Raw genomic sequence first — 12,282 nt, 5'->3', positions numbered from 1 at the left:
GACCTGCGCATATGACCCCAATGATAAATTGGGAAGACCTTTAGGATATACCGATGCACATTACATTCTTCAAGGACAAGAAATCGAATATCGGATCCGATTTCAGAATACCGGAAACGCTCCAGCGACAGTTGTATTCTTAACAGATAGCATTGACATGCAACTGGACCTGTCTTCCTTCACCTTGGAACATAGCACCCATTGTGTGAATACCGTTATCGATCCCATCAGTCGTATCGTCACCTTCTACTTCGATGATATCCAACTTCCTGATAGTGTCAGCGACCCATTGGGTAGCCAAGGACATGTGGTCTTCACCTTGCAACAGAATGAAGGCCTTCTTCCAGGGGATACCATCCGTAATCAAGGGAAGATCTTCTTCGACAACAACCCACCTATCATCACTAATGAGACCTGGCATACCATCTTCGACTGTGATTGGATGACCATTGACTATGACAATGAGACACGCCAGATATGCCCGGGTGAATTACTCGAGATCCCTGCCGAATTCGAGTTTGCAGAGACTGTCATCTGGACAATTGCCGATACGAGCATCTACGCTGAAAGTCTTGCTTTGGAAATGAACACTCCTGGCTGGTACCTCGCTCAGGTGAACTACAGCAATCCCTATTGCTCTCAACAACGTACAGTCCAGGTCAATGTAGTAGAACCGATCGATGCGGTCCTCTATGGAGATTCCGTCTTCTGCTCAGGAGATTCAGTGTTTCTCAATTCCAATGCTTCATTCTACGATCATGTCTGGTATCTGGATGGGGATTCTATTTCATCCGAGAACAACATCACCATTCACCAAGGGGGAGAATATGAGCTGGTCATCTATAATCAAGGTTGCCCATCCCCTCCCATCGCTCAATGGATAGAGGAGATCATAACCCCTTCGGCTCCTGATATTCTACATTCCTCTTCCTCTTTCTGTGAAGGAGATAGCCTGGAGCTATCCGTATCCACGACATATGATCTTGCATGGCTCTTTGAGAATGAAGTGATCGACTCCCTTTCACTCATTTACGCAGGCCAAGCAGGTGACTATGGCCTGGTTCATTGGGATAGAACATGTTATTCGGATACCACCTATCTCACGGTGGAGATGATTGAACTGCCCACATCGCCTAGCTTGCCTTCTGACTCCGTCTTCATCTGCGAAGGGGATAGTATAACGATCACGGCCGTCTCCGACTATGATGTCGAATGGTACTTTGAGTCTGAAACGATGGGCTCTGCTGCAAGTCAGACCTTGGACACTGAAGGGTCCTATTCGGTCATTGCGATATCTGAAATCTGTACTTCAGTGCCAAATTCGATCGAGGTCGTGACCCATCCCTATCCTCAATTGCCGGTGATCGATTATGTGACTGGTGAATTGATCACCTATTTAGAAGCGGGATTGTCCTATCAATGGTACTTGGATGGCGAAGCCATCCCAGGTGCGGTCACCCATGTCATAGAACCCATCGGTGGGGGTGACTATACCGTGCTGGTGGAGAATGAATTAGGATGTTCTATATCCAGTGGAATCTACTTCCTCCCAGTCTCATTGACCGAATGGGATAGCGAAGTTGTGGTCCTCTTCCCTAACCCTTTTACCGAGCGCGCGGTACTCCGCATACCTGCATCGATCCGACCGGTGACCTTCGAGATCTTTGACTCTTCAGGCCATTTACTTAGGGCCGAGCGGCACCATGCTCATCACGGTGAGCTTATCATAGAAAGAAGAAATCTTGCTTCGGGGCAGTACACCTTGAAAATTTCCGGAAAGGCATTCGAGCAATCTATTCAGATGCTCGTCCACTGATTCTCACTTCACCCTAGGATCATTGAACTCTTTGTCCTTGGGAGTACGCTTACGTTTGAATTCGATATTCGACTCCCATTCCCATCTCCCTTTCTTGTAATTGAGCGCATCGAAACTCATGTCCGGGCCATAGAATTGGAACTGGCCTTCCAAACGGCTTTCACGAGGGGCCAGATGATCGAAGATGATACGACCCTCCTTATCCTGATAGATCAAACTCATACTCAATTGCTCACCATAGGTAAAAAGCAATCGCTTCTTGGTTCCCTTATCTGTGCGGAAGACGGGAGCCCCAAATCGGATGTTCTTCCCTGAGAGTGTGATCACATCGATCACTTTCCTGTTGGTAATCGGGGAATCCCCGTCCCAACCCAAAAGTACATAGTGATCCCCTCCGCCTTTTTTAAATGGGATGATGTCGTAGTACAAAGCACCGAACCACTTGTCGGGTCTCAACACCTTATCCTGCGGACGGTCCATATCTTCTGAGGCATCCTTCAATTCCATCACATCCACCATACCTGATCTGTTTTTGGGGATGATTACAAGAGCCTCATAGAATTCCGTCCCGTCTGAGAGCGGAATATTCCAATTGAATATCCGGAACCGACCATCAGGAGCGGTCTTCTTGCACATATTCAAGGTCTCGAATGGATGATGGAAAGCTCCTTCTTTGAATAATGTCGATCGCAATTCCTGCTTGAAGGCTTCAGAGGCTTTCATTCGTGCTTCATCATCCTCCTGCTCCATGATCGCTGCATACATCTCGCCCAATATCGAGTCACGGGCTGCGCCAGGGGATTGGGCTAGCAGTCCATAGACACACAGCAGGGATAGGAATAGTATCAGATGTCGCATAGAAATGGGAGAACGTACATTCAACGTCTTCCTTGCAAAACTAGTGCCGTGAAACGTCTTGATGGAATCACGGTCGAGACTTCTTCAACACTCAGAGGTGCAGCTGATCCTTCTTCTCGAGCAACTGGGCTTCAGACTCTCTCCAGTCCTCATCATCTACACAGCAATCGACTGGACAGACCGCAGCGCATTGTGGTTCATCATGGAAACCCTTGCACTCGGTGCACTTATCCGTGACGATATAGTATACATCCATGTCCACAGGTTCATTGGATTTCTCGGCATCCACCTGCATACCTGAGTTATACCCTTGTATCATCCCTTTCAGTGAGGTGCCGTCAGAGAATTTCCATTCTGCACCTCCTTCATAGATGGCGTTATTCGGGCATTCTGGCTCACAGGCCCCACAATTGATACATTCGTCTGTTATACGTATTGCCATTCTAGTTCTTCGAATTCTAGATTTGCGCTGCGAAAGTACCTCAAAGAACATTCCGAAATCAACTGCGCTGCATTTGGAAAGAGAAAGGATCATCGAACATTTGGCATTACTTGGAAGGATTTTCGAGTCGATAGCTGCCGGACATCCCTGGCCGGGATACGAGATCGGGATAAGCAAAGATGAGTATGAAGACATCGACCGCCTCATCGAAGAAGCAGAACGACTCAATGGATGGTTCACCCGCCAACAGGTCATATTCGCTTTGGCCTCTTGGGCGGAACTCCTCAAAGAAGAGTTGCTCAAATCTTGGTCTTCTCACTATCCATTTGCAGAAGAATCCAAACGTGTAGGATTGATCATGGCCGGGAACATTCCTATGGTCGGGATGCATGATCTCATATCCGTGCTTCTCAGTGGCCATCACCTGATACTCCGGCCTTCATCGGATGACCATGTCCTCATACGTATGGTGGTGGCGCTGCTCACGACCCTAGATGAAGCTTATCATGATATCATCCAATGGGCTGATGGGAAACTGAAAGGCCATGAGGCCATCATTGCCACCGGAAGTGATAACACCTCTCGGTATTTCGAGTACTATTTCTCTCAAGTACCCCATATCATCCGAAAGAATAGGAATGGGATAGCTATACTCAATGGCCAAGAGACTGAAGCTGAACTCAAGGCCTTGGGTCAGGATATCTTCCAGTACTTCGGTCTGGGATGTCGGAATGTGAGCAAGATCTACGTCCCTGAGGGCTATGACCTGGACACATTCTTCGGGGGTATCTATCCACATCATTCCATCATCGAGCATAACAAGTATGCCAATAACTATGACTACTACCGTTCGGTATTCTTACTGAATGAGGACAATATCCTTGACAATGGATTTCTCCTTCTGAAGAGACACGAGGCCCTGGCCTCTCCCATGGCCAGCCTGCACTATGAGCGGTATTCTGATGAAGATGCTCTTCGTAAGAGCCTATCTGCTCAGTCCGATCAGATCCAATGCATCGTATCGAGGAAGGATGTCCCCTTCGGAAAAGCCCAATCTCCCGCACTGGATGACTATGCAGATGGGGTGGATACCATGCAGTTCCTGGCTGAGCTCTGAATACACCTGCTAAAAAGTCGTCTTGATAACTGTACAAATTGTACAGAGATGCTTACATTTGCCGTCCGAAAATTCAAGACAATGAAGAAAGGCATACATCCTGATAACTACAGGCCCGTCATTTTCAAGGACATGACCAACGGAGAAATGTGGTTGAGCCGTTCTACTGCTTCTTCAGAGGAGACCGAGAAGTGGGAGGATGGAAATGAGTACCCAGTAGTCAAGCTGGAGATCTCATACAAATCGCACCCTTACTTCACAGGTAAGCTGCAATTCGTTGACACAGCTGGACGTATCGATAAGTTCCGTAACAAATACGCGAAATTCGATAAGAAGAAGGATGCGCCAAAAGAAGACGCTCCCGCTGAAGAGAGTGGCGAAAGCTGATAAAAGACTTTACAACCTGATTCATGAAGACCCGGACCTGAGCGTCCGGGTTTTTCATTTGGAGCAATATCCATAGTACATTAGCCCGAGAAACACATCCATGGCCCGAATCGTCCTTTTCGATGGTCCCAGTAGGGAGCACCTTCTACCTCTCACATTCACCCGCCCCGTATGTCACTTACGCGTTGGTATCCTTACCATCAAGGAGAAATGGGAACATCATACGACTGGAGATGTACTTGTACATACCCAGGATTACCTTAGCCCTTTGTTCGGAGATGAGATCCCTCAAGACGAATCACTGTTCGTAGATGGATCGGTCATTCCCACTCCTACTTTCATCCATACCCTCTATGATCTGGATGAAGGCGTGTGCATCACATCTGCCGGACAGGTGATCGCATTCAGAGGTGATCTGAGCCACTTGGAACCTGGAGGGCTGGACAGCTACCAGAAGATGGAAGTGGACGCTGGACTCATCGTGGAGATCAACAGCCCAGCTGATATCTTCAGCCTCAACGGGCTTGCTATGGAGCAGGACATCCAACTATTCGTGCATCTGGACGCCATTCTGGATGACACCAATACCGTGATAGGAGAAGAGCTCTATATGGAGCCCGGAGCCAAGATCAACGCATCGGTCATCAATACCGATACGGGGCCGGTCTACATCGGTAAGAATGCGGAAGTGATGGAAGGATGTATGATCAGGGGACCTTTCTCTCTAGGCGAAGGAGCCACTTTGAAGATGGGGACCAAGATATATGGCCCCACAACTATAGGTCCGCATTCCAAAGTAGGTGGAGAAGTGAATAATTCGGTGATCCAGGGATACTCCAACAAAGGTCATGACGGCTTCTTGGGTAACTCAGTGATAGGTGAATGGTGCAACCTAGGTGCAGATACGAATACTTCCAATTTGAAGAACAACTATGGACCGGTCAGGGTATGGGATTATACAGTTGGAGACTTCATCGACACAGGAAAGATGTTCCATGGTCTGGTGATGGGCGATCACAGCAAGTGCGGTATCAATACCATGTTCAACACTGGTACAGTAGTAGGAGTGAATGCCAATGTCTTCCAGGCCGGATTCCCTCCCAAATTCATTCCTAGCTACGCATGGGGAGCAGGTGAGAATGCCGGTACATATGACTTGGAGCGCTCCTTCGAAGTGGCACGTGCAGTATGTGCCCGCAGAGATGTAGACTTCGGACCAAAGCAGGAAGATCTGATGCATCACATATTCGAGTTGACCAAGAAGTATCGGACAGATTAACAGCCCGAATGTATTGGCACGCCCCTTGACCTTGTAAAGGAACACAGGGAGCAGAATCCCTTATGCACATTGAATATCAAGCATTTGGACCTAAGTCCATCTGGAGAATCACGGCAAATGCTGACAGAATGTCTGAAATGAAGAAGAAATTGACAGAAGAGATCATTATCGAGCTAGGATTGAGCGATCAGGGAGAAGGAGATACGGATTTCATTCCTTTGATAACCACCGAGGATGAGGAGCAGTTCGATCAAGAGGAGACCCCTAAGACACTCCCTATCCTGCCCCTGCGTAATACCGTACTGTTCCCTGGAGTGGTCATCCCTATCACCGTAGGTCGGGATAAATCGATCAAACTCATCCAAGAGGCCAAGAAAGCGAACTCACTCATCGGAGTGCTTTCCCAGCAAGATGCCGAACTAGAAGACCCAGAAGCCAAAGATCTATACTCACTCGGGACCGTGGCCCAGATCCTACGTCTCTTGAAGATGCCGGATGGCACCACTACCGCTATCATCCAAGGAAAGAAGCGATTCTCCCTGATAGAGATGATACAAGATGACCCCTACTTCAAAGCGGCCGTCAAGGAACATCCGGAAGTGAGGTATAACAAGGACAATCCGAATATGAAGGCCGCCATCGACTCGCTCAAGGAGGTGGCTCTGGAGATCATAGAGATCGCTCCGAATATCCCTTCAGAAGCGGCCTTTGCCATCAAGAATATAGAGAGCTATACCTTCTTGGTGAATTTCATCTCTTCCAACATGAATATCGACCTGGCGCAGAAGCAGGAGATACTGGAGGAGTCCGATCTACTCAAGCGCGCGCAGATCGTACTCGCCCAGCTGATCAAGGAAAAGGAGATGCTGCAACTGAAGCAGGATATCCAGAGCAAGGTAAAGCTGGACATCGACCGTCAACAGCGAGAGTATTTCCTGCATCAGCAGATGAAGACCATTCAGGAAGAACTGGGTGACAATCCGCATGAGGAAGAATTGCGGGAGATGAAGGAACGCGCCAAGGCCAAGAAGTGGAATGAAGAGACCGCCAAGGCTTTTGACAAGGAGATGCACAAGTTGGAACGGATGAACCCCGCTGGGGCAGAATACTCCGTTCAGCTCAACTATTGCGAATTGCTACTCGACCTCCCGTGGAACGAGTACAGCAAGGACCGTTTCGACCTGAAACGTGCTCAGAAGATCCTCAATCGCGACCACTACGGATTGGAAAAGGTCAAGGAGCGCATCATAGAATACCTGGCCGTTCTGAAGTTGAAGAATGATATGAAGGCCCCGATCCTTTGCCTCTATGGACCTCCAGGAGTAGGTAAGACCTCGTTGGGCAAATCCATCGCTGAGGCCATAGGTAGGAAGTATGTACGCATGAGTCTGGGTGGCCTCCGAGATGAAGCCGAGATACGCGGTCATCGAAGGACCTATATAGGTGCCATGCCCGGGCGCATCATTCAGAATCTGCGCAAAGTAGGCACGAGTAATCCCCTCTTCGTACTGGATGAGATCGACAAAGTAGGCAAGGACAGTCATGGCGACCCACAATCTGCGCTTCTAGAGGTCTTGGACCCCGAACAGAACGAGCGTTTCAATGACAATTATGTAGAACTGGATTACGACTTGAGCAAAGTCCTTTTCGTAGCGACCTGCAACAATCTGAGTTCTATCCACCCTGCACTTAGGGATCGTATGGAGATCATCGAAGTGAATGGCTACACCGTAGAGGAGAAGGTACAGATCGCTAAGCGTCACCTTGTTCCCAAGCAGCTGGATGAGACCGGAGTACCCGCAGATGCAGTATCGATCGACAAAAAGGTACTCGAGCATGTCATCGAGAATTACACAAGAGAATCCGGTGTGAGAGGCTTGGAGAAACGGATCTCCAAACTGGTGAGGAACAGAGCCAAGCAGATCGCCATGAATCAGAAGTACGAGGCTGCCTACACAGTGTCAGAACTTCATGACGTATTGGGAGTTGCTCATGAGAAGGATAAGTATGAGGGAAATGATGTGGCTGGAGTGGTCACAGGATTGGCCTGGACCCCGGTAGGTGGCGATGTCCTATTCATCGAGACCAGCTTGACCAAAGGCAAAGGAAAGCTGACTATGACCGGTAATCTGGGTGATGTCATGAAGGAAAGCGCCACGCTTGCCATGCAATACCTGAAGGCCCATTCTCATGACCTCGGTCTGGACCAGACCGTTTTCGATAAGTGGGACGTACATATCCACGTGCCAGCAGGTGCAGTTCCCAAGGACGGCCCATCGGCCGGTATCACCATGTTGACCGCATTGGCCTCTGCCTTCACTCAAAAGAAAGTGAAGAAATTCCTGGCCATGACCGGTGAGATCACACTACGAGGCAAGGTACTTCCCGTAGGAGGCATCAAGGAGAAGATTCTCGCTGCCAAGCGTGCAGACATCAAGGAGATCATTCTCAGTAGCAAGAACAAGAAGGATATCATGGACATAGAGCCCAAGTATGTGAAGGGCTTGAAATTCCACTATGTAGATGAGATGATGGAAGTGATCGAACTGGCCCTTCTGGATCAAAAGGTCAAGAAACCTCTGCGGGTCGCTTGATCTCCCTCCACTGATGAAGATCCTTGTTCAGTTCCTTTTCTAAGAACTGGATATCGGGCTCCAATTCCAGAAGGATGTGTTTAAGCGTATCAGCAGGAAACACCGGTTTCTGGTCGAATGCCCTGCTAGAATTATCCGTCAGTCGTTGCCATAACTTCGGACTGATACGCTCTACGACACGGTGCCACCATCGGGCTTGGTCGAAAGCCACATTCGGTTTCTGTCCCCCGATGGACGGATTATCATACTCAGCATCCCAATCATTGAATCCGTCTGAATCCACGCCAAGAAATCCGGCCACTGATTCGAGCACTTCTCCTCTATGTTGATTGAAATCCTCGAACTCGATCAGTAGCACGCGATCCTTTCCAAAGCGATCCATATAGGGTCGTACCTGCATCTGATATCTCGTGACATCCATGAAGTAGGGTTCGTTCTGTATAGCAGTCACAAGATCCGTATCTGTGTATCCACGCTCATACGCATGCATATAGGCAGAGACCAGCCGGTCGGCCGGATTCCTGACCATATAGATGAATTTCATCTCCGGATTGTAGCTGTAGGTATCGTCCCATATATGCGGATTTCTGTGCGGTGCGAAGGTGTAGGTGGTCGACCCTTCGAAGGTCAAATGACCCGGCTGGAAATTGAACAGCGAATGATAGTCCTGCAGTCCGGACTCCCAGTCCTCGGTGTTACTGAAGAAGTGTGGTTCTTTGTTACTGCTCCCATTGAGTAAAGGATGCTTGTCCAATATCCTGAATAGCGTAGAAGTAGCGCATTTCTGCGCACCGATGATCATGAAGTCTACTTTCTCTGACATGAGGGCCTAGCATTGCTCTTCAGGCATCCATCTGCCTGTAGCTCTAGCGGAAGCTAAAAATGTACATTTGAGGTCAATCCTAAGGTGAGCGATCACCCCTTTTTAATAAATACCTATACACATGGCAGTTCTCAAAGTCATCGAAATTCTCAGTAATTCTTCCACGAGCTGGGAAGATGCTACGCAAAAGGCAGTAGCAGAAGCTTCCAAGACCATCAAGGACATTCGTTCCGTCTACGTGCAAGAACATAGTTGTACGGTCAAAGACGGCAAGGTAGACGAGTTCAGAGTGAATGTAAAGATCACTTTCTCGGTCTACAGCTAAGCTGCCTGTTCATTCACCGGAGTCTAGGACCTCAGGGTCCTTTTTCCTTCAAATGCTATGATACATGAGTACTTCGACTGAAGAATTCAAGTCCTATCTCGAAAAGGGCTACACCTTCAAAAAAAGCGACAGCATCATTATTGGCTGTGCAATGTTGGATGAAGAGCCTGTGCAGGGAGCACAGGTCAAGATCCCTCTCAAATCGATGAACCGGCACGGCCTCATTGCAGGTGCGACCGGAACAGGTAAGACCAAGACCTTACAGATCCTGGCCGAGCAACTCTCTCAGAATGGAGTCCCTTGCCTCTTGATGGACCTCAAGGGAGACCTCAGCGGCCTAGCTCGTCCAGGGGAATTGAATGACCACATCACGTGGCGTCATGATATGATCCAGACTCCGTATGAGGCTACAGGATTCCCCATCGAATTCTTGACCCTATCTGATGAGCCTGGAGCCCGCTTGCGAGCCACAGTGACCGAGTTCGGTCCGGTGCTCTTGAGCAAGATACTGGAGCTCAACTCGACTCAGAGTGGGATCATGGCCTTGGTATTCAAGTACTGCGATGATAACAAGCTACCACTCCTGGACCTCAAGGACCTCAAGCGCACGCTACAGTTCTTGATCAACGAAGGCAAGGAAGAGATCGAGGGAGAATATGGTAGGGTCAGTTCAGCATCGGTTTCCACCATCATGCGCAAGATTATCGAACTCGAGCAACAAGGTGCAGAGGCCTTCTTTGGAGAGCGGAGTTTCGATGTCAATGATCTCGTACGTCACGATGAGGATGGAAATGGGATTCTCTCCGTGATCAGACTAACGGATATCCAAGACCGACCCAAGTTGTTCTCCACCTTCATGCTGAGTCTACTAGCAGAGGTCTACTCCCAATTTCCGGAAGAAGGAGACATGGACAAACCCAAGCTTTGCATCTTCATAGATGAAGCACATCTGATATTTGACAATGCATCAGATGCCCTCTTAGACCAGATCGAGGCCATCGTCAAATTGATCCGCTCCAAAGCAGTCGGGGTCTACTTCGTCACGCAGAATCCTACTGATGTACCCGATGCGGTGCTCAGTCAGCTCGGATTGAAGGTCCAGCACGCATTGCGCGCATTCACGGCCAAGGACAGGCGGAATATCAAGCGTACAGCGGAGAACTACCCCCTCAGTGATTATTATAAGACCGATGAGGTACTCACCAGTCTAGGAATAGGACAAGCTCTCATCACAGCTCTCAATGAGAAAGGCATCCCGACTCCACTTGCTGCAACCTTATTACGTGCACCCCAGAGTCGCATGGATATCCTGACCAAGAAAGAGATCAAAGCTGTAGTGGCCGACTCTGATATCATCACCAAGTACAATGAGGTGATCGATAGCAAGAGTGCCTACGAGATTCTGCAAGAGAAACTGGAAAAGGCCTCTTCAGAAGAAGTACAGAAGGAGAACGCAAAGACCCGGAAAAAGGCTGCCAAAGAAGTGAAGGGTGCTAAGGAGGCCTCCATGTTCGAGACCATGTCGAAAAATACGATGATGCGTCAACTTGGACGTACCGTGGTCAGGGAATTGACCAGAGGGCTTCTCGGAGCCTTGGGAGTCAAGCGCAGATGATGCTTCGCTACGCCCCCCTAGCCCTCTTGTTGCTCATTGCCTGCCTCTCACCAGAGGATGTAGAAAAGGGTGATGTATCCACCAAAGCCAGCGATAGTGAGCATATCCCGAATCGTCATGCCGATGTAGTCTTCTACAATGTGGAGAATCTATTCGATGTGAAGGACCATCCGCGCAAAGACGATAATGATTTCACCCCGAATGGAAGGAATGAATGGAGTCAAGGACGGTATGAGAAGAAGATCCAGAATCTTGGGAGGGTCATCCAGTCCATGGACCATGGAGATGGTCTACCGGTACTTATAGGACTGGCGGAAGTAGAGAACGAAGATGTAGTCGAGGATCTAGGAGAATTCATTGCATCGGGTAGCTACGGTGTCGTACATCACGAGAGCCAGGACCGCAGAGGGATCGACCTTGCGCTGCTATACGACCGATCGCGTTTCGAATTATTGGATGACGAGGCTGAACCCATTTCATTCTCTCAAAACGGATATACCTCGAGGGACATTCTACATGTTCATGGCAGGCTGGACGGAGAAGAAGTACATCTCTACCTCAATCATTGGCCCAGTCGCAGGGAAGGGCGATCCGAGACCGAACATAGACGCTTGGATGCTGCGCGTACCTTGAAAATGATGGTGGACCAGGTGAAGGATTCAGAAAGCAGTGTCATCATACTGGGAGACTTCAATGATTATCCGGACAATCGAAGTATGACGGAAGTACTCGATGCTCGGCCAAGTGACAGCCCCGAGAGTAGTGAACTCATCAATCTGGCCTATGCTCCGCACATGGCGGATAAAGGCACCTATCCCTACAAAGGGGACTGGGGTATGCTTGACCAGGCCATCGTGTCTGATGATCTCATGGATGGAAAAGGATTGGAATTGACCCAAGAAGGACTTGAGATCCACTGGCGAGAGTTCTTCCTTTTCTATGACAAGAAATACAAGGAATTCAAACCCAACAGGACCTATGGTGGACCGCGGTACTATGGAGGATACAGTGACCATCTTCCTATCT

Annotated in this window: 11 protein-coding genes; 8 read left to right on the top strand and 3 right to left on the bottom strand. The window is 48.9% G+C overall.

Annotated features, from left to right (window positions below):
* Positions 1-1,816 (top strand): hypothetical protein (locus tag HKN79_07845; GenBank protein ID NNC83473.1); only part of this gene is annotated, 1,816 nt, incomplete at its 5' end.
* A gap of 3 nt (positions 1,817-1,819) precedes the next feature.
* Here HKN79_07845 and HKN79_07840 read toward each other — a convergent pair.
* Positions 1,820-2,674, bottom strand: coding sequence for a hypothetical protein (locus HKN79_07840; protein ID NNC83472.1), 855 nt, complete (start codon positions 2,672-2,674; stop codon positions 1,820-1,822).
* A 91-nt stretch (positions 2,675-2,765) separates the two neighbouring features.
* Positions 2,766-3,116 (bottom strand): 4Fe-4S dicluster domain-containing protein, encoded by a 351-nt coding sequence (locus tag HKN79_07835; protein NNC83471.1) that lies wholly within the window; start codon positions 3,114-3,116, stop codon positions 2,766-2,768.
* Between the two features lie 100 nt (positions 3,117-3,216).
* Here HKN79_07835 and HKN79_07830 point away from each other — a divergent pair, with 100 nt between their 5' ends.
* The 4 genes from HKN79_07830 to lon all read left to right on the top strand — a co-directional run bounded on the left by HKN79_07830 (position 3,217) and on the right by lon (position 8,493).
* Positions 3,217-4,233: an acyl-CoA reductase gene (locus tag HKN79_07830; protein NNC83470.1), complete on the top strand. Its 1,017-nt coding sequence runs from the start codon at positions 3,217-3,219 to the stop codon at positions 4,231-4,233.
* Between the two features lie 81 nt (positions 4,234-4,314).
* Entirely contained in the window at positions 4,315-4,620 is a 306-nt protein-coding gene (locus HKN79_07825; GenBank protein NNC83469.1) for a type B 50S ribosomal protein L31, read from the top strand.
* 100 nt (positions 4,621-4,720) lie between these two features.
* Positions 4,721-5,899, top strand: a complete 1,179-nt coding sequence (locus HKN79_07820; protein NNC83468.1) for a glucose-1-phosphate thymidylyltransferase — start codon at positions 4,721-4,723, stop codon at positions 5,897-5,899.
* A gap of 137 nt (positions 5,900-6,036) precedes the next feature.
* Entirely contained in the window at positions 6,037-8,493 is a 2,457-nt protein-coding gene (lon, locus tag HKN79_07815) for an endopeptidase La (GenBank protein NNC83467.1), read from the top strand.
* Here the strand turns inward: lon and HKN79_07810 are convergent.
* Positions 8,468-9,316, bottom strand: coding sequence for a sulfotransferase family 2 domain-containing protein (locus HKN79_07810; protein ID NNC83466.1), 849 nt, complete (start codon positions 9,314-9,316; stop codon positions 8,468-8,470). The two genes, lon and HKN79_07810, sit on opposite strands and share 26 nt — an antisense overlap.
* 121 nt (positions 9,317-9,437) lie before the next feature.
* On the opposite strand from HKN79_07810, the gene HKN79_07805 reads away from it, so the two are divergent.
* The 3 genes from HKN79_07805 to HKN79_07795 all read left to right on the top strand — a co-directional run.
* The gene (locus tag HKN79_07805; protein NNC83465.1) at positions 9,438-9,641 is read left to right on the top strand and encodes a dodecin domain-containing protein; all 204 of its coding nucleotides are present in this window, start codon (positions 9,438-9,440) and stop codon (positions 9,639-9,641) included.
* A 64-nt stretch (positions 9,642-9,705) separates the two neighbouring features.
* Positions 9,706-11,256: a DUF853 family protein gene (locus tag HKN79_07800; GenBank protein NNC83464.1), complete on the top strand. Its 1,551-nt coding sequence runs from the start codon at positions 9,706-9,708 to the stop codon at positions 11,254-11,256.
* The coding region (locus tag HKN79_07795) for a hypothetical protein (protein NNC83463.1) at positions 11,253-12,282 on the top strand (1,030 nt) is incomplete at its 3' end. The genes HKN79_07800 and HKN79_07795, both read left to right, overlap by 4 nt.

This window comes from Flavobacteriales bacterium (genome assembly GCA_013001705.1).
Lineage (GTDB): Bacteria > Bacteroidota > Bacteroidia > Flavobacteriales_D > JABDKJ01 > JABDLZ01.
The sequence above is the reverse complement of the archived record's forward strand: the minus strand, read 5'-3'. Positions and strand labels throughout refer to the sequence as shown.